The 17839-nt window shown below is 70.9% G+C and carries 19 protein-coding genes and 2 pseudogenes; 13 read left to right on the top strand and 8 right to left on the bottom strand.

The window, feature by feature from the left end; translation table 11 throughout:
- The 8 genes from BLS95_RS28830 to mtnB are packed head-to-tail and all read left to right on the top strand — an operon-like array spanning position 1 to position 7825.
- Positions 1-1020 carry a BMP family ABC transporter substrate-binding protein gene (locus BLS95_RS28830; protein ID WP_218136022.1) on the top strand — a complete coding sequence of 340 codons (1020 nt, stop codon included), beginning with the start codon at positions 1-3 and terminating at the stop codon, positions 1018-1020.
- On the top strand, positions 1017-2579 hold the full coding sequence (locus BLS95_RS28825; protein ID WP_090937932.1) for an ABC transporter ATP-binding protein: 1563 nt from the start codon (positions 1017-1019) through the stop codon (positions 2577-2579). The genes BLS95_RS28830 and BLS95_RS28825 overlap by 4 nt, the downstream gene beginning before the upstream one ends.
- Positions 2576-3673 carry an ABC transporter permease gene (locus tag BLS95_RS28820; protein ID WP_090937929.1) on the top strand — a complete coding sequence of 366 codons (1098 nt, stop codon included), beginning with the start codon at positions 2576-2578 and terminating at the stop codon, positions 3671-3673. The genes BLS95_RS28825 and BLS95_RS28820 overlap by 4 nt, the downstream gene beginning before the upstream one ends.
- Before the next feature lie 43 nt (positions 3674-3716).
- Positions 3717-4589, top strand: coding sequence for an ABC transporter permease (locus BLS95_RS28815; protein ID WP_090937927.1), 873 nt, complete (start codon positions 3717-3719; stop codon positions 4587-4589).
- Entirely contained in the window at positions 4586-5590 is a 1005-nt protein-coding gene (locus BLS95_RS28810) for a s-methyl-5-thioribose-1-phosphate isomerase (RefSeq protein ID WP_090937924.1), read from the top strand. Before BLS95_RS28815 ends, BLS95_RS28810 begins: the two co-directional genes overlap by 4 nt.
- The gene (locus BLS95_RS28805; protein ID WP_090937921.1) at positions 5587-6534 is read left to right on the top strand and encodes a nucleoside hydrolase; all 948 of its coding nucleotides are present in this window, start codon (positions 5587-5589) and stop codon (positions 6532-6534) included. Before BLS95_RS28810 ends, BLS95_RS28805 begins: the two co-directional genes overlap by 4 nt.
- Positions 6531-7196, top strand: a complete 666-nt coding sequence (gene mtnC, locus BLS95_RS28800) for an acireductone synthase (protein ID WP_090937918.1) — start codon at positions 6531-6533, stop codon at positions 7194-7196. The genes BLS95_RS28805 and mtnC overlap by 4 nt, the downstream gene beginning before the upstream one ends.
- Positions 7193-7825, top strand: a complete 633-nt coding sequence (gene mtnB, locus BLS95_RS28795) for a methylthioribulose 1-phosphate dehydratase (RefSeq protein WP_090937916.1) — start codon at positions 7193-7195, stop codon at positions 7823-7825. The genes mtnC and mtnB overlap by 4 nt, the downstream gene beginning before the upstream one ends.
- Before the next feature lie 43 nt (positions 7826-7868).
- On the opposite strand, the gene mtnK is transcribed toward mtnB, so the two are convergent.
- The 4 genes from mtnK to BLS95_RS28775 are packed head-to-tail and all read right to left on the bottom strand — an operon-like array spanning position 7869 to position 12731.
- Positions 7869-9047, bottom strand: coding sequence for an S-methyl-5-thioribose kinase (mtnK, locus tag BLS95_RS28790; RefSeq protein ID WP_090937913.1), 1179 nt, complete (start codon positions 9045-9047; stop codon positions 7869-7871).
- The gene (locus BLS95_RS28785; protein WP_218136021.1) at positions 9044-10069 is read right to left on the bottom strand and encodes an ABC transporter permease; all 1026 of its coding nucleotides are present in this window, start codon (positions 10067-10069) and stop codon (positions 9044-9046) included. Before BLS95_RS28785 ends, mtnK begins: the two co-directional genes overlap by 4 nt.
- Positions 10066-11652: a sugar ABC transporter ATP-binding protein gene (locus BLS95_RS28780; RefSeq protein ID WP_090937910.1), complete on the bottom strand. Its 1587-nt coding sequence runs from the start codon at positions 11650-11652 to the stop codon at positions 10066-10068. Before BLS95_RS28780 ends, BLS95_RS28785 begins: the two co-directional genes overlap by 4 nt.
- Positions 11649-12731, bottom strand: coding sequence for a substrate-binding domain-containing protein (locus BLS95_RS28775; RefSeq protein ID WP_176993421.1), 1083 nt, complete (start codon positions 12729-12731; stop codon positions 11649-11651). Before BLS95_RS28775 ends, BLS95_RS28780 begins: the two co-directional genes overlap by 4 nt.
- A 49-nt stretch (positions 12732-12780) precedes the next feature.
- Here BLS95_RS28775 and BLS95_RS28770 point away from each other — a divergent pair, with 49 nt between their 5' ends.
- Positions 12781-13368 (top strand): 1,2-dihydroxy-3-keto-5-methylthiopentene dioxygenase, encoded by a 588-nt coding sequence (locus BLS95_RS28770; RefSeq protein WP_090937904.1) that lies wholly within the window; start codon positions 12781-12783, stop codon positions 13366-13368.
- A gap of 193 nt (positions 13369-13561) precedes the next feature.
- Positions 13562-13675, top strand: a pseudogene (locus BLS95_RS58145) (putative sulfate exporter family transporter); the annotation flags it as partial.
- A gap of 140 nt (positions 13676-13815) precedes the next feature.
- Here the strand turns inward: BLS95_RS58145 and BLS95_RS28760 are convergent.
- A complete protein-coding gene (locus BLS95_RS28760) occupies positions 13816-14247 on the bottom strand; it encodes a winged helix-turn-helix transcriptional regulator (RefSeq protein WP_090937901.1) in 432 nt (143 codons plus the stop codon).
- Between the two features lie 115 nt (positions 14248-14362).
- On the opposite strand from BLS95_RS28760, the gene BLS95_RS28755 reads away from it, so the two are divergent.
- A complete protein-coding gene (locus BLS95_RS28755) occupies positions 14363-14989 on the top strand; it encodes a lactate utilization protein (RefSeq protein WP_090937899.1) in 627 nt (208 codons plus the stop codon).
- Here the strand turns inward: BLS95_RS28755 and BLS95_RS55900 are convergent.
- Positions 14986-15132, bottom strand: a complete 147-nt coding sequence (locus BLS95_RS55900) for a hypothetical protein (protein WP_176993420.1) — start codon at positions 15130-15132, stop codon at positions 14986-14988. The two genes, BLS95_RS28755 and BLS95_RS55900, sit on opposite strands and share 4 nt — an antisense overlap.
- A 508-nt stretch (positions 15133-15640) precedes the next feature.
- Here BLS95_RS55900 and BLS95_RS59895 point away from each other — a divergent pair.
- Complete coding sequence (locus BLS95_RS59895; protein WP_090937896.1) at positions 15641-15877, top strand: NucA/NucB deoxyribonuclease domain-containing protein; 237 nt, start codon at positions 15641-15643, stop codon at positions 15875-15877.
- 63 nt (positions 15878-15940) lie between these two features.
- Positions 15941-16558 (top strand): DUF6461 domain-containing protein, encoded by a 618-nt coding sequence (locus tag BLS95_RS28745; protein WP_090937893.1) that lies wholly within the window; start codon positions 15941-15943, stop codon positions 16556-16558.
- A gap of 206 nt (positions 16559-16764) precedes the next feature.
- Here the strand turns inward: BLS95_RS28745 and BLS95_RS59575 are convergent, their stop codons facing one another.
- Positions 16765-17127, bottom strand: a complete 363-nt coding sequence (locus BLS95_RS59575) for a hypothetical protein (protein ID WP_342742775.1) — start codon at positions 17125-17127, stop codon at positions 16765-16767.
- A 161-nt stretch (positions 17128-17288) separates the two neighbouring features.
- Positions 17289-17450, bottom strand: a pseudogene (locus tag BLS95_RS59890) (hypothetical protein); the annotation flags it as partial.
- Positions 17451-17839: the final 389 nt, after the last annotated feature.

Here is a 17839-nt window from a genome sequence, read left to right as displayed (position 1 = left end):
ATGCGTACCGTCTCCGCACCGACCGCTCTGGTCGCCGCCGCGCTCGCCCTCACGAGCTGCGGCGCAGCGGACCAGCCAACCGCCTCCCCCGGGAAGTCCGTCATCCTGATCACTCCCAACCCCGTGGGAACCAACAGCTTCCTGCAGCTCAGCGTGAAGGGTGCGGAAACGGCGGCCAAGGAGATCGGCGCCTCGTTCAAGCTGTACGAGAGCAAGGACCCCACCAGCATCGCGCAGAACCTCGACGCCGCCGTCCGGGCGAAGCCCACCGTGATCGTCGGGGTCAGCTTCTCCTTCGACGACCTGTTCGCCACCGTGCCGAAACAGCATTCCGGCCAGCAGTTCCTTCAGGTGGACTCGTGTGCCAAGGACCAAGCGGCCAACCTGACCTGCGTGTCGTTCCGCGAGCACGAGGCCGCCTACCTGGCCGGGGTCGAGGCGGGCATGCTCTCCAAGAGCGGCAAGCTCGGCGTGGTGGCCGCGCTCGACTCGCCGTTCGTGCACCGCTGGATCGATCCCTTCTTCGCCGGTGCCAAGTCCGTCAATCCCTCCGTCACCGGCACGCCGCTGTACGTCGGCGGCAACAACCCGTTCAGCGACCCGGCCAGGGCCAAGTCGCAGGCCCAGACGCTCACTGGCCAGGGCGCCGACATCGTCGCCGCCGCCGCGTCCGCCGGCAACCAGGGCGTTTTCGAGGGAGTTGCCGGCGCCGGAGCCAAGGCGTTCGGCGTGGACGTCAACCAGTGCGCGCAGAGCCCCGGCACGGTCATCGACAACGTGCTCAAGCACGTCGACGTGGCGGAGAGCGCCGCCATCAAGGACATCGCGGCAGGTAGGGCCGGTGGCGTCAAGGTCTACGGGCTGAAGGAAGGCGGCGTCGGCGTGAACGCGCTGGACGGCGACCTGGCCTCCTCCGGCTGCACGGTGGCCTCCGCTCCCGACGTGGTCACGAAGGTCAAGCAGGTCCGCGACGACATCGTGGCGGGCCGGATCACGGTCGCCGACCCGCTGGCCGGATGAGCGTGCCCCCGCACGATCGGCCCGTTGCCGGCGCGCCGGCGGTCGAGTTGGCCGGCATCACCAAACGCTTCGGCGACGTGCTCGCCAACGACGGGATCGACCTGGCCGTGGCGCGGGGCGAGGTGCACGCGGTCGTCGGTGAGAACGGCGCGGGCAAGTCCACGCTGATGTCCGTACTGTACGGGCTGCACCGCCCGGACGCGGGCCAGGTGCTGCGCGCGGGGGTTCCCGTGCGGCTGCGCTCCCCCGCCGACGCCATCGCGCATGGGCTGGGCATGGTCCATCAGCGCCTGCGGCTCTTCCCAGGCCTGAGCGTGGCGGAGAACGTGGTGATCGGCGCCGAGCCGGTGCGCCGCGGCATGCTCGACCGGGCGGCCGCCGACCGGGCGGTGGCCGGGTTGTCCGAGCGATACGGCCTCGACGTGGACCCTTCCGCACGGGTCGGCGAGCTGCCCGTCGGGGTGCGGCAGCGGGTGGAGATCCTCAAGGCGCTCTACCGGCGGGCCGAGGTGCTCATCCTCGACGAGCCGACCGCCGTCCTCACCCCCGGCGAGACCGAGGGCCTGCTCCGGATGGTGCGGGAGTTCGCCGCCGAGGGCGTGTCCGTGCTGCTGGTGACGCACAAGCTGGAGGAGGTGCTGGCGGCGAGCGACCGGGTCACGGTGCTGCGCGGCGGGCGGGTGACGGGCCGGTTCGACACGGCCGCCACGTCGGCGGACGAGCTGGTCCAGGCCATGATCGGCCGCTCGCTCGGCGCGCCCCCGCACGGACCGCGCCCTACCGGCACGCCGAGCGGACCCGCGGAAGCGATGGCGTACGTGCTTGAGGTACGCGACCTGCACCTCCGCGACCAGGACGGCGTGGCGGCGGTGGCGGAGGTGTCGTTCGGGGTGCGGGCCGGCGAGATCGTCGGCCTCGCAGGTGTGGCGGGCAGCGGGCAACGGGAGCTGGTGGAGGCCGTGACCGGGTTGCGGCGGGCCGGCTCGGGCGAGGTGCTCCTGGAAGGGCGGCCCGTCGAGGGCGGCAGGGAGCGGCGTGTGGCCTACGTCCCCGCGGACCGCGCGGGCCGGGCGACCGCGCCGATCATGTCGCTGGCCGACAACCTGCTGATGGGCGAGCAGCGCGGCATCCGGCTGCGGCCGGACCGGATGCGGCAGCGGGCCGCGGCGCTGGTGGAGCGCTTCTCCATCCGCGCCTCGTCGGTACGGGCGCCGATCGCGCAACTGTCCGGCGGCAACGCCCAAAAGGCGGTACTGGCCAGGGAGCTGTCCAGGGACACGCCGGTGCTGGTGGTGGAGGAGCCCACGCAGGGGGTGGACGTGGGCGCCCAGGAGCGGATCCACGCGCTGCTGGCCGAGGCCCGCGACGCCGGGCGGGCGGTCCTGCTGCAGTCGAGTGAGCTGTCCGAGCTACGTGCCCTGGCCGATCGGGTGCTGGTCATGTTCGAGGGCCGCGTGGTCGCCGACCTGCCGGTGGCCGAGGCCACGGACGAACGCCTCGGCGCCGCCATGACCGGCGCCGCCCGCCCCGAACAGGGCGACGCGGAGGCCACCGGATGACAGGTGTCGAGAACCCCGTGGGAACGCCGCCCACCACGTCGGCCCCCGCCCGCGGGGACGGGGCCAGACGGGTGGGGGTGGTCGTGCGGCGGCTGGTGCTGTCTCCCGCCGTGCTGTCCGTGGCGGGCGCGCTGGCGCTCACCACGATCGTCATGATCGCCGTCGGGGTCGATCCGTCGCTCGCCTACCCCGCGCTGGTACGGGGCGCGCTCATGGACGGCAACCTCGAGTACACGCTCGCCGCGTACGTCCCCACGCTCGGCATGGCGGTGGCGTTCGCGATCCCACTGCGCGCGGGCGAGTTCAACCTGGGGGGCGACGGCCAGCTGTCGCTCGGCGGCATCGTGGCCGCGGCGCTGGCCCTGCACGCCGGCGGCTCGTACGTGGTGCCGCTGGTGGGCGCGGCCCTGGCGGGAGCGCTGGTCGCGGGACTGTCCGCGCCGCTGCGCACCCGGCTCGGCATCCCCGCGATCGTCAGCACGCTGCTGCTGAGCGCTCCGGCGGTCTCGCTGGCCTCGTACCTGGCCAGGTTCCCGCTGGCCGAGCCGGGCACGGGGTTGGCCCAGACGCCGCTCCTGCCGGAGAGCGCCCGGCTGCCCGCGTTCGGCTCCAGCTCGTACGTCACGATCGCTCTCCCCCTGGTCGCCGCCCTGACCGCGCTGTGGCTGTACGCCGACGCCCGTACCGTCCCTGGTTACGAGATCCGCGCGCTCGGCGCGAACCGGGAGTTCGCCAGGTACGGCGGCGTCCGGGTGGACCGGATGGCGGCCGTGACGCTGGCGGCGGGTGGCGCGTTCGCGGGGCTCGTCGGCGGGCTGATCGTGCTGGGCCCGCCGTACCGGTTCGTGGACGGCGCGCTGACCGCGCCCGGCTACACCTTTACTGCCATCGCGGCCGTGCTGCTGGCCGCGGGACGCCCGCCGGCGATCCCGGCGGCGGTGGCGCTGCTGACGATCCTTCAGGCCGGCGGGCAGGGCATGGAGCGCGAGGCAGGCGTGCCCAGCCAGCTCACGCAGATCGTGCAGGGCCTGATCATCGTGATCGTCTCGGTCGCCGCCGTCGTGCGGAGCCGGTGGACCGGGAGGCAGGCGTGAACGTGTTCCTGGCGGCCTCGGACGCGCCCGCGGGGAGGCGCGGATGAACGCGTTCCTCGCGGCGGTGCTGACCGCCACCGCGCCGGTCGTGCTGGCGGCGCTGGGTGGCCTGCTGTGTTCGGTGTCCGGCGTCTTCAACATGGCGCTGGAGGGGCAGTTGCTCTGGGGCGCGTTCACGGCGGTGCTGTTCAGCCATATGACCGGCAGCGCGTGGCTCGGGGTGGCGGGCGCGGTGCTCGCGACCACCCTGTACGCCCTGCTGCTGTCGGTGCCCGCGGTGACGTTCCGGGCGGACCCGGTCGTCGTGGCGGTCGGAACGAACCTGCTCGCGCTCGGGCTGACGGCCTTCCTCATGCGCCAGGTGTTCGGCAGCGGCGGGACCTTCAGCTCCCCCGACCTGTCCGGGCTGCCCACGCTGGCCGAGCTCGGGCTGGACCTGCCGGTGCTGGGTCCGCAGTCGCCGCTGGTGCCGGCCGCGTTCCTGCTGGTGGCGTGGGCGGCGTGGTGGCTCGGGCGGACCAGGTCGGGACTGCGGCTGCGCGGTATCGGGCAGCACGCCGAGGCGGCCGAGTCGATCGGGCTGCGCGTACCGGCCTACCGGCACGCCGCGGTGCTGGGCGCGGGGGCACTGTGCGGGCTCGGCGGAGCGCAGCTCGCACTGGGCAACGTGACGCTCTTCAGCGAGGGGATGAGCGCCGGACGGGGGTGGGTGGCCGTGGTGGCGGTCATGCTCGCCGGTGCCCGGCCGTGGCTGGGGCTGGCGGCCTGCCTGCTGTTCGGCGCGGCCGAGGCGCTGGGGTTCCGGCTGCAGGGGCTCGGGTTGCCGCAGCAGGCCGCCGACGCGGCCCCGTATCTGATCACGCTGCTGGCCCTGGTCGTGGCGGCGGCGACGCGGCGAAAGGTGAGGACGGTATGAGCACCCCTGCGCTGGCTGACTCGGTCAGGTTCGCGGGAGACGTGGTGGAGATCCTCGATCGCCGCGTATATCCGTTCGAGGTGCGCTGGGTGCGCTGTGCGACCAGTGAGGACGTGGCCGTGGCCATCGAGCGGATGGTGACGCAGAGCTCGGGGCCCCTGTTCGCGGCCACGGCCGGCATGGTGCTCGGAGCGCGCGAGGCCCGGCGCGACGCGCCGGAGGAGGCGGCTGCGCGTTTGCGGGCCGTGGGAGCGCGGCTGGTCGCCACCAGGCCCACGAACAACCACATCCGGGATGCGGTGCACGCCGTCCTGTCGGCGACCGTGAGTGACGACGGCGCCCGGCTCGCCGGGTCCGAGTTGGTGGCGGCGGTCGAGGCCGCGGCGCGGGAACACGAGGACGGCTACCGGGCGCGCAGTGCCGCGCTCGGCGAACACGCCGCCTCGTTGCTCGACGACGGCACACGCGTGCTCACCCACTGCTGGGCCGACGCCTTCCTGATCGCCACCGTACGGGCGGCGCAGGCTGCCGGCAAACGGCTGGAGTTCGTCTGCACCGAGACCCGGCCCTACCTGCAAGGGGCCCGGCTGACCGCGGCTACGCTGGTCGAGATGGGCTACCGGCCGACGCTCATCACCGACGGCATGGTCGCCGCCGCCCTGTCCGACGGGCTGGCCGACGTGGCGCTGACCGCCGCCGACCGGGTGACGCTGGACGGCCATGTGATCAACAAGGTCGGCACACTCGGCGTCGCGCTGGCCGCCCGCGCCTTCGGCGTGCCGTTCTACGCGCTGGTCGACGCGCCGGACCCGCAGGCGCCGACGGCCGCCGACGTGGTGATCGAGCGGCGCGACGGCGACGAGGTGCTGCACACGCTCGGCCACCGCACCGCCGCCGACGGCGTGACCGGCTACTACCCGGCCTTCGACGTGACCCCGCCCGACCTGGTGACCCGCATCGTGACCGAGCGCGGCGTCCACCACCCCAAGGAGCTCTCGTGAGACGCATCGTGGTCGACACCGACACCGGCATCGACGACGCCCACACCCTGCTGTACCTGGCCGGCCGTCCCGACGCCGAGATCGTCGCGATCACCTCCGTGTACGGCAACTGCGCCGAGGAGGACGCCACCCGCAACATCGGGTACGTCGCCCGCCTGCTCGGCCTGGACGCGCCCGTGGCCAGAGGCGCCGCCGAGCCGCTGCGCGGCCCCGCCCACATCGCCGGACACGTGCACGGCAAGGACGGCCTGGGCGATCTCGGCCTCGACCGCCCGCTGCCGCCGGTGGCCGCGGAGTCCGGCCCGGAGCTGCTCACACGGCTGGCGAACGAGCGGCCGGGCGAGCTCGACCTGCTCGCGCTCGGCCCGCTCACCAACCTGGCGCTGGCCCTGCGGCAGGACCCGGAGCTGTTCACCAAGTACCGCTCGGTCGTGCTCATGGGCGGCTCTGGCCCCTACGCTCCGCCCGGCACGCTGCTGATGATCGACGCCAACATCAACAACGACCCCGAGGCGGCTCGCGCGGTCTTCGCGGCGCCGCGCCGTGAGCTGGTGATGGTGGGCGTGAACGTGACGGCGGGCACGATCCTGGACGAGCAGGCCATCGCCGCCCTGCGGGCGTCCGCCGCGCCCGCGGCCCGGTTCGCGACCGACATCCTGGCCGCGTACCTGGACTTCTACCAGAACGAGTGGGGCCGCAGGATCATCCCGCTGCACGACCCCCTCGCCGCGGGTGTCCTCCTGGATCCCACGTTCGCCACCGCCTGGACGGACGGCCCGGTCAACGTGCGCGGCGACGGATTCCTGTACCGGGCCAGGCTGATGCGCACGCATGACGGCCTGCCTCCCGCCTTCCCGTACGAACCCGCGCCCGCCACGCGGGTGATCACCGCCGTGGACACGCGCAGGTTCGTGGCCGACTTCGTAGAGGTGCTCACCAAATGACCACGATCGTGCTCGACATCGAGGGGACGACCAGCTCGACCGAGTCCGTGCACGTGGGCCTGTACGCCTACGCGCGGCCCCGGCTCGGCCCGTACATCGACGCCCACCGCGACGACCCCGACGTGCGCGCGGCTCTCGCCGAGATCGGCGCCGACGCCACGGCCGAGGCCGTCAAGGTGCTGCACGGCTGGATGGACGGCGACGTCAAGGCCACCCCGTTGAAGACGCTGCAGGGACGGATCTGGGCGGAGGGCTTCGCGGCGGGCGAGCTGACCTCCCATGTCTTCCCCGACGTGCCGCCGGCGCTGCGGGCCTGGCACGCGAGCGGGCACCGGCTGGCGGTGTTCTCCTCGGGGTCGGTGGCCAGCCAGCGCCCGTGGTTCGCCAACACCGCACATGGCGACCTGTCGGTGCTGGTGGACCACTGGTTCGACACCGTCAACGCGGGCCCCAAGCGGGAACCCGCCTCCTACGCGCGGATCGCGCGGACCCTGGGCGACCCCGCCGGGCTGCTCTTCCTGTCCGACGTCCCGGCCGAGCTGGACGCCGCCGCGGCGGCCGGCTGGCGCACCACGGGGGTGCGCAGGCCGGGGGAGCCGAACGCGGCCACGCCGTTCGGCCCTCATCCCGTCATCACGACCTTCGAGGAGATAGACCTATGAGCAGCGCGGAGACGACCTTGGCTGCCGACCGGGTGCACGCGGCAGGGGCCAGGCTGGCGGTGGAGGCGGCTCGCTTCACCGGGATCGGCTGGATGCGCGGCACCTCGGGCAACATCTCGGAGGTGGTGTCACGGGATCCGCTGCGGCTGGCCGTCACGGCCAGCGGGCTGGACAAGGGTGAGCTGCTGCCGACGGACGTGGCGGTGGTCGGCCCGCGCGGTGAGGCCGTCGCGGTGGAAGGGGTCCTGCCGCTCAGGCCGTCCGCCGAGGCCGGGCTGCACGCCAGGGTGGCGGCGCTGACCGATGCGGACGCGGTCGTGCACGTGCACGCGCTCAACGCGGTCGTCGCGGGGCACCGCTGGCCAGGCGGGGTACTGCTACGGGACGTGGAGACGCTCAAGGGGATCGGCCGCCTGGCCCACGACGACGAGGTCACGATCCCGGTGATCCGCAACAGCCAGGACATGGACGAGCTCGGCGACTGGTTCGAGGCCGCCTACGACCCGCGCACGCCGGCGGTCATCGTGGCCGATCATGGCCTGTACGCCTGGGGCACGGACCTGAAGCACGCCAGGCACGTCACCGAGTGCGTGGAGTGGCTGCTCGCCTACAAGCTGGCCACTGCCTGAACTCGTCTGAACTCCCTGAACCCGTCTGAACCCGCCTGAGCCGTCACCCGGCGTCCGCCAGGAGCTGTCCGACCCGGTCGAACAGGGCCTTCGGCTCTCCCTGCGGCGACCCGCCGGTGAGCAGCAGCCTGGCGGCGGACAGCACGGCGCGGATGGCCCTCACGCGCAGGTCCTCCGGCAGGGTCTCGATGTCGGTGACCCTGGAGAAGCCGATCACCCGCCGGGCCGCCTTCGCCGCGGCGAACGGCGCCGCGTCCGCGTACACCTTGGCGAGATAGCGGTCGAGGTCGATGATGCGCGGGTCGGCCCGGTCCGGCCACAGCGCCGTGAACTCCTCGGCGAAGCCCTGCCAGGTCTCGGCCGCCTGCTCCAGCACCCACGCGGCGTGCGCGTCCTCACCCAGGGCGAGGGCGCGTGCGGCGGCGAGCACGTAGTTGCCCCAGAGCGCGCCGATATCGAAGCCGACCGGCCCGTAGAAGGCGAACTCCACGTCGAACGCCCTGGCCGAATGCGGCTCGTCGCGGACCAGGACGGAGCCGGTGTGCAGGTCACCGTGGACCAGCGCCTCGGCGTGCGTCATGAACACGAGCTTGGCCGCGCCGACGGCGGCCCGCACGTCCGGGTCGCCCGCGTACGCGGCCACGTCCGCCTCGTTGGCGGGCAGGATCCGGTTGTGCTCGTGGGTGATGTACGGCTCGGTGAAGACCAGGTCCTCGGTGATCTCGCACAGCTCGGGATTGGCCGCGCCGGCCAGCGCCGCCTTGTGCCCCTTGGCGCCGAGCCCGAACACCGAGGTGCCGAACGCCACCTTCGCGACGTACCGCCCGAGGTCGTGCGCCACGCCGTCGTGGCGCAGCCCTTCGTTGAGCGCGCCGCGCCACACCCGATGGTCCGACAGGTCCTCGATGGCGATGACGTGCCGCTCGGCGTCGGCGTCGTAGAGCTCGGGGACCAGCCCGGGCGCGACCCGGTTGTGCACGCGCAGCGCGCGTCCCTCGACGCCGTTGCGTTCCGGTGTGATGGGCCAGGTGGGGTCCACCCGCACGTACGGGAGCGCCTGCTTGAGCACCAGCCCGCCACCCTCGGCCGCGGCCACGAACACCAGGTTGAGGTTGCCGTCACCCACCTCCCGCACCCGCGAGACCGAGCCGAAGCGGGCCAGCGCGGGCCGCGCGGCGACATAGCCGGGCACCGTGTCCACGGTGAGGAGCTCGTAGCTCACCTGATCCTCCTGAGCGTGTAACTGGTCACCAGCGCGCCGACGAGCAGCGCGCCCTGGACGAAAGTCTGCGCGTAGTAGGGCGCGTTCAGCATGGTGAGGCCGTTGATCACGACGCCGATGAAGAGCGCGCCGACCACGGTGCCCAGCGCGTTGGGGCGGTTGGCGCCCAGCACCGCGAACCCGATCAGCGCCGCCGCGACCGACTGCAGCAGGTACGGGTCCCCGGCGCCCACATCGCCCCTGCCGAGCCTGGCCGACAGCAGGATCCCGGCGACCGCCGCGCACACCCCGGACACGGCGTAGGCCAGAGCGCGGTAGCGCGCCACGCGGATGCCGGCCAGGCGGGCCGCCTCGGCGTTGCCGCCGATCGCGTACAGGGCCCGGCCCCAGCGGGTGTGGTTGAGCAGCACGTACACCACAGCGGCGAGCAGCGCGAATACCACGACCGGGACCGGAACGGAGGCGATCCTGCCGCCGCCGAGCCACGCGAAGCCCTCGGTGAAGCGACCGGGGGCGGTCCTGCCGTCCACGGTCATGCCGGGCGCGACCGACTGGCCACCCGTGACTATCAGCGCCAGGCCCTGGAACAGGAAGAGCGTGCCCAGCGTCGCCACCAGGTCCGGCACCTTGGCGACGACGGTCAGCAGCACGTTCACGCCGGCGACCAACAGCCCGGTGAGCAGCCCGGCCACCACCGCGGTGCCGCCGGTCAGGTTGAACCTGACCATGGTCAGCGCGGTCACCATGACCACCGCGCCGACCGTGGCGCCCGCCGACAGGTCGAATCCACCGGTCGTCATGGAGACGGTGACGCCGAGCGCGACGATCCCGACCACGGCCACGGACTGCAGGACGACCAGGGCGTTGGGGTAGGTCGCGAAGGCCGGCCGGAGCAGGGAGAACAGAACGATCATGGCGGCCAGTACGACCAGCAGGCCGTAACGGTAGGCGAGCGCCGCGACCCGCGAGGCACCGCGGCCCGGGGACGCCGCGGTGCCGGTGCCCGAGGCGGTGGCGGTCACTCCGCACCTCCCCGACCGGCCGGGGGCCGAGAAGACGTGCCCGACATGAGAGCGGCCAGGCGCTCCGGTGTCGCGTCGGCGATCGGCAGTTCCCCCGCCAGGTCGCCCTCGTGCAGGACGAGCACCCGGTCGGCCAGGCCGCGCAGCTCCTGCGGATCCGAGGAGGCCACGACGACGGCCGTCCGCCTGGCGTGGTCCCTGATGACCCGGCCGATGTCCGCCCTGGCGGCCACGTCCACCCCGCGGAAGGGCTCATCGAGCACCAGCAGCCGCAGGTCACCGACCAGCCAGCGGCCGACCACCACCTTCTGCTGGTTGCCGCCGGACAACGCCTCGATGGGTGCCTCGTGCCCGGGCCCGCGCACGCCGAACAGCTCGATCACCCGCCGGGCGGCGGCGGCCTCGGAGCGGCGCGCCAGCAGTCCGGAACGCCCGTGCCGCCGCAGCCACGGCAGCGTGACGTGTGCCCGGACCGACCAGCCCGGCACGATGGCCTGCGCCGCCCGCTCCTCGGGGGCGAGCGCCACTCCCGCCGCGATCGCGTCCTTGGGGTCCTTCGGCCGGTACGGCACGCCGTCGAGCGAGAGCCGCCCCGACACCGGCCGCCGGGCACCGCCGAGTTGTTCGAGCAGCTCCGTCTTGCCGGCCCCGACCAGCCCCGTCACGCCCAGCACCTCTCCGGCGCGCACCCGGAACCCGAACGCGTGGCCGCCCGGCACGGCCCGCACCCCGTCGGCGACCAGCACGTCCCGTCCCTCTCGGGCAGGGTCTTCCCGGCGTGCGGGCGCATCGGCCTCCCCGCCGGTGGAGGTGCCGGAGGCCGGCCCGCCGGTGGAGGTGCCGGAGGCCGGCCCGCCGGTGGAGGTGCCGGAGGCCGGCCCGAGCATCGCCGTGACGATCGCGGACCGCTCCAACGGTGCGACGAACGTGGCGACCAGCTCGCCGTCCCTGAGCACCAGCACCCGATCGCACAACGCTTCGATCTCCGACAGCCGGTGCGACACGTACAACACCGACACGCCGGCGGCAGCCGCCTTCCGCACCCGGGCGGCGAGGACCCCGGCCTCGACCTCCGACAGGGTGGAGGTGGGCTCGTCGAGGATCAGCAGGCGGGCCCGGCGGGCCAGCGCGCGGGCGATGACGATCTGCTGCCTCGCGCTCGCCGGCAGGCTCTCCACCGGCGCGTCCAGGGGCAGTCCGAGGCCGGGGGCGACAGCCGCGGCGGCGGCCCGTACCCGGGCTCGGGTGAGGAACCAGCCGGGCCCGGTCAGCGTGTCGAGGGTGAGGTTGTCCGCCACGCTCGCGCCGAAGACCACGCCGTCGTCGATGTTCTGGTGCACGGTCTGCACCCCGGCCGCCTGCGCGTCCAGCGGCCCACCGAACGCCAGCGGGCGTCCGTCGAGCGAAAGCGTCCCAGAGCTGGGCGCGGTGGCGCCGGAGAGGATCTTGATGAGCGTGGACTTACCGGCGCCATTGGTGCCGATGAGCCCCACGATCTCGCCAGGGCGCAGCTCTAGAGTGACCGAGGACAGCGCCCTGGTAGCGCCGTACACCTTGGAGACGGACGTGACCGTGAAGGTCACGACGCCGCCCAGGGGACGCGCGCCACGTCAGGGGTCGTGAGGCCGGGGAAGGCCCGGGTGAGCTGTTCGACGCTGCTGATGCCGGAGTCGCGCAGCCCCTTCTGCGTGATCAACGCCGGCGGCACCGTGAGGGCGTGCTCCACCGTCGAGCCGGCGACCAGCAGGGCGGCGGCCCGTACCGCGACCCGCCCCACGTTGGCGGGGTCGGTGGCGGAGGTGGCGACCCACGGGCTGCCGGGCTCGGTCATGACGCCGATGTCGGCGGTGGAGACGTCCGCGCCGTAGATTTTCACCTTCTCCGCCAGGCCGAGCTCCTTGACGGCCAGCGCGGCGCCCTTGGCGAACTCGTCGTACGGAGCGAAGATCGCCTTGACGCCCGGGTTGGCCTGGAGCGCCGCCTTGGCCTGGTCGGCCACGGCCGAGGCGGTCGAGCTGTTGACCACGCCGATCTGTGCCACCTGCTTGATGCCAGGATTGTCCTTCTTGAACTGCTCCCAGGTCTCGTTGCGCCGGTCCAGCGGCGCGAATCCGGCGACATAGATGTAGAGGACCTCGCCGCTGCCGCCCGTGTCCGCCTTCAGCACACTCAGCGCCTGCCCAGCGATTTCGTGGTCATCCTGGGTCAGGGCCACGGCCTCGGGTGCGCCCGGATCGACGTCGAAGGCGACCAGGGGAATCTTGGCGGCCACGGCCTTCTTGATGGCCGGCTGCACCGTCTGGGCGAACCCGTGGTCGACGACGATCGCATCGGCCTTGGCCGTGACGGCCTGCTCCAGGTTGAGCGCCTGCTTGTCGTTGTTGCCGTCGCCGCTGGAGATCTCCAGCCGCACGTTGAGCGCCTTGGCCTCGGCCTGCGCACCGGCGAGCCACTGCTCGAAGTAGTCGCCGGAGGAAAGCTGCCGGACGAGGGCGATTCTGACGTTTCCGGCGGCGAACTTGGCGGGTACGGCGACCGTGGGGGTGGCGGCGGCCGACGATGACGAGGAAACTGGAGCGGAGGGAGCGGCGGCGGGCGTGCCCTGCGAGCAGCCCGCCAGGGCGAGAAGAGCCACCGCACCCACAAGTCGAGCGAGGTTCACAAATCGGACTATATCCTACAATTCATGCATGTATTGTAGACTATAGATCATGACGTACCTGACCGTTTACACCGACGACGAGCAGCCCGAGACACTGCTGGAGTCCGACGACGCCGCGGAGATCGCGGCGACGCTCAAAGAGATCGACGTCGTCCTGCGCCACTGGCAGGTGGCCGGCGACCTGCCCGAGGACGCGGGCCAGGAGGAGATCCTGGCGGCCTACCGGGCGGAGGTGGACCGCGTCATCGCCGAGGAGGGCTACACCTTCGTCGACGTCGCCCAACTCCATCCGGACGACAGCGCCGACTGGCCCGAGCGGGCCGCCGCGGCCCGGCAGAAGTTCCTGAACGAGCACACCCATGACGACGACGAGGTGCGCTACTTCGTCGCCGGCTCCGGCATCTTCTACCTGCACGTGAACGGCAAGGTGCACGCCGTGCTCTGCGAGGCCGGCGACCTGCTGAGCGTGCCCAAGAACACCACACACTGGTTCGACATGGGCACCCGGCCGGACTTCACCGCCATCCGCTTCTTCCACGACGACGACGGCTGGATCGGCGACTTCACCGGCGACCCGATCTCCCAGCGCATCCCGGACTTCGACACGATCGCGGCCGCCCGCGCGGCCAGGAACTGAGCCCAGAGCTTCGCGGCACACTCGGGCCTGCCGTCTTTCCTGGTCCTGGTGCTGCCGGACGCCCGCCACCGACCTCAGGCGATCGTGACCGCCGCCGGGCCTGCCATCGTTCCACGTATTGTGCTGATCGCCTGGTGGCTTTGGACGGCATGCCAGGGCTCGACGACAAGCCCCCGCCCTGCTCCCATGCACCGTGTCAACCTGCGGAGTCAGCGCCGCCATCGCAGCGGCCGGAGCCATGCGGGCCGACCGCCGGCAACCGGCCTACAGCGCGAGCCTGGTGATCGTCTTCGCGCTGCCGTCCATCGTCATCCTGCCTGCGCTCGCCTCCGTGTTCGGGCTCGGTCCTGAGATGGTCGGCGCCTGGAGAAGGCGCACCGGACCTTCGAGTACGTCCTGCCGCGGCCGCCGACCCGGCCGCAGGCGATTCGGCTACAGGCGATTCGGCTACAGACCCGAAGGGGTCTCCTGCTGGGTGTCGTATCGACCGCGAGCCTCGTCGATGTCGTCATGGTGCTCCAGCACCCAGTCGATCAGCCCCCAAACCCGCTCCAGCAGGGTGCGGCCGAGCGGCGTCAGTTCGTAGTCGACGCGCGGCGGCACCACCGGATGCACGCTGCGGGAGACGAGCCCGTCACGTTCGAGCACACGTAGCGTGACGGTCAGCATGCGCTGGCTGATCCCGGGGACGGTGCGCTTGAGTTCGTTGAAGCGGCGCCGACCGTGGCCGAGTTCGTTGACCACGGCCAGTGTCCACTTGTCCCCAACGCGGTTCAGGATGTCGCGGACCTGACAGGTCATCTCGTCGCGTGCCTTCAGCGCGGCCGACGGCGTGGACCGGACGGCTCTCGCGCCATCGACTGATTCCTTGACGTGCATGGTTCTCTCCAGATCACCGAGGCAAGAAAAAGTGCCCTCTTCCGATAGGGATTTAGCCTTACGCAGAATGATCCCGGTTACTAGTCAGAACCATCTTTGACTTCGGAGGATCCACATGTCCGTACAGACTGCCGTGCCCGATGAGGCGTTCGCCGCTGCCGCGGCGGCGGCACAGGTGGACCGTGCGACCGCCACGCTACGGGCGAACGGCTACCTGGTGCACGTCGTCGACACCGTCGCCGAGGCCCGCGCTCTCGTCGCTGATCTGCTTCCCCGCGACGAGAGCGTCTTCACCACCTCCAGCGAGACGCTCCGGCTGTCCGGTATTGCCGCCGACATCGACGACTCCGGCAAGTTCGCCTCTGTACGCGCGCAGGCCGGGGATCTCGGTGACGACGTTCAGGCCCGCATCCGCCTGGGCGCCGCGGCCGAAGTGGTCATCGGCAGCGTGCACGCGGTGACCGAGGACGGCCACCTGGTCGTCGCCTCGGCGAGCGGCAGCCAACTCGCCCCGTACGCCTCAGGAGCCCGCAAGGTCATCTGGGTGGTCGGCGCCCAGAAGGTGGTGCCTGACCTGGAGACCGCGCTGCGCCGGATCCGCTCGTACAGCCTGCCGCGGGAACACCTCCGGCTTCAGGCGCTCGGCCAGTCGTCCTTCATCGGCAAAATCCTCATCATGGAGCGCGAGGCCCTTCCCGAGCGCGGCACGGTCGTACTGGTGCGCGAGCCGATCGGCTTCTAGGAAAAGCAGCACCGCGCGCAGAAGCAGGTGCCGGCGCGCCGGGCGAACCCCATCGCCTCGTACGCGACCTCGCCCACCACCTGGCTCACCGTGGTGGCCACGCCCAGCTTGAGTGCGTCCCGTCGGTTCGTGAGATCCTTCAAGTCCGAGAGTTCCACAGGAGCGGTACGCAGGTGCAGCTTCTTCCCCTGGGTGACGTTCGACCGTCTTTCCCCTGACACCGAGCGGGACAACTGGCCGCTCTGGGGCAAGATCGACCAAGATTCAGAGAACGGAATCTGGACCCCGGCGACCGTTCGCTGCGACGACGAGCCACTGGGCCCAGGCTCCCCAGGCAACTGGGCCGGAGGAAAAGCGGGTCCGCTACACGGGCGCCTGCATCTTCCCTGACGTGAGCCGCATCTACCAAACGGACGTGAACCACGCCAAGCGAGGGCCGGTGGCAGCGCACATCTGGGCCGCGTTCAACACCCCGACGCCACCAAACCCGAAAAGGATCCAGGGCAGAAGGTGATTCCTGGGAACTGGAACGGAACGACGGCCGACACCCGCGCCCCACTGACACGAATCAACGAGAGCGAACTGCGCCCTGGCGACCCCAAGGGACGCACATGGGGATCCGTTCAGGTCTCGGCACGCAGAAAGGCGTGCATGGATGCGAAGGTGGTCGGTGACTGCGACGAGTTCCCCTTCAGCTCCGTCAAGGACGGGCCAGGATGGGGCGACCAAAACTTCTCTGTCCGAGGCGTCCCGTTGAAGAACAACAGAAGCGATGGATGGTACTTGGGAGTGTTCTACGCACGCTACCGAGTCCTCCTGCCGGACGCGCCCAAGCGGCCCAATGGTGACCGGTTCTGGGTAAGCGTCAAGAGCACACCCGCACAGTAACGCGATCGTCCGCCCGGTCCGCAGTGGCCGGGCGGGCGACCCCTCTGCCAGGAGGCTGAATTCGTGGCGACAGACGACCTGTATCAACTGCTCCGCTCGTACGACCCCAGCGATGCCTCGATGCAGCAGTTCTACGCCGTGTGGGTGGAAGGCATCCCAGTCGAAGAAGCAGTCGTCATACTGAATGGCGATCCGGCTTCCGGTGCGCCCGACAGCTTCTCCGGGTGGGGCTCAGGCTCCGACGGGAGTGGCAGCGAAGCGGCAGGCTTGCTGTTCGGTCGAATCGGCAACTGGACGCTGATCATCAGCGACTACCGTTCCACGGAGGACGAAGCACTGCTCACCTTGTCGGGATGCGGGCGGCGGATTCTGGCCGTCAGCTGGGATTTCCACGGTGAGACCGTGCTCAAATACGCGCGAGACGGCGAACTGGTCACGGTGCTCGACATTCTCGACACAAGCGACCGGTCCGGGAGCAATCCGAACGCTCTCGACCCGTACTTACATGGCCTGCGATTCAACATCGACGATGACGACCCCGGCGAACCCGCTATCGAGCCTCGAGAGAGTTTCACCTCAGCACTGACCGTGATCGGCCGAATGGTCGGCCACCAGATTGACAGGGACTGGCTGGAATCGACTCACACCACGTACCTCGTGCCGGCCGATGACCTCGATTAACCCCGATTCTTCAGCTTCTGGCTCGCGGTGACATCCTGTGGGGCATCGTCCTCATCGTGTTGGGCTGCTGATCGGCCCCGACGGTGTGAGCGTCTTCGACGTCTGACGATCACGGCCCCACCACCCCCACGCCACCTCGTGTCATGACGTGATCAACACCTCTTGCGTCAGCCCGTCCTTTCATCAGCCACCTCTCTTACAAGGCTTCACTCAAATGCCGAAGCGCAGAAGGCGTTGCGAATCTCGATGAGTGCTTGGCGGTCGCGGCCGTAGTAAAGCTTGTTGGTGAGCAGGACGGCCCAGCGGCCTTGTTTGGGTGAGGCCCACATGCCGGTTCCGGTGAAGCCGTAGTGCACGTAAATGCCGTCCGCAGGGTCGGTGCCGGGGGCGGGGTTCCAGAACAGGCCCCGCGCCGGAAGCAGGTCACCGGTGTGGACCTGGAACGACTCGTCGATCCAGGTCGCGCTGATCCCGCTTCTGGTGCCGGGGTTCGATGACGTGCTGCAGGAACGTCGCGAGGTCTGCCACAGTGGAAAGGCTCCGGCGATTCCGCGGACGCCGCCGAGCAACCGGGCGGAAAAGTCATGGGCGGTGCCCTTGAGATGCCGGCCGAAGGACTCGTCATGCTCGGTGGGCGCACAGTGCTGGACGTGTTCGGGGGGAAGCGGAGGTGTTCGGCGAGGAAGCCGAGGATGAGGGCGGCGCGGTCGGTGTATTCGACGGCTTCGCCTGGAGGGCGGTGCAGAGGCTCGCACAGGACGCCGGTGCGGATCTGGTCGGGGTCCGTGCCGTAGAGGTTTCGGAGGTTGGCCCGCAGGGGCACGCCCGCGGTGTGGGTCAGCAGGTGGCGTACGGTGACCTGGGCGAGCTGGTAGCCGCGGAGATCCGGCATGAGCGCGCCGAGCTGATCGTCCAGGCTCAGGCGTCCTTGCTCGTACAGGGTGCCGATGACCGACCAAACGGTCACGACGTTCGCGGCCACGGTCAAATGACGGTCAAACGATCAAGAGGCCAGATCCTCGATCTTGGGATCTAGCCTCTGAGCTGGTGAAACACTGTGGGGCTACCAGGACTTGAACCTGGGACCTCTTCCTTATCAGCACGATCATGGGCTGTGTCCGACGAGCCTCACCACGGCCGGCCCTGTTATGGCTGAACGAGATCATGCGGTGTTGTTCGGGATCGTTGCCGTCTCCGTTGCCGTCAAAGTCCGGGTCTTCGATGCCCGTGCGGACGCTCACTAGCTCCCCTGCCGATCGTCCCGTCTGCCGCGTCCCACCT

Origin of the sequence: Nonomuraea jiangxiensis (assembly GCF_900099965.1) — a bacterium.
In the GTDB taxonomy this organism is placed as follows: Bacteria; Actinomycetota; Actinomycetes; order Streptosporangiales; family Streptosporangiaceae; genus Nonomuraea; species Nonomuraea jiangxiensis.
Note: the sequence above shows the minus strand (reverse complement) of the source record. Positions and strands in the feature narration are given on the sequence as shown.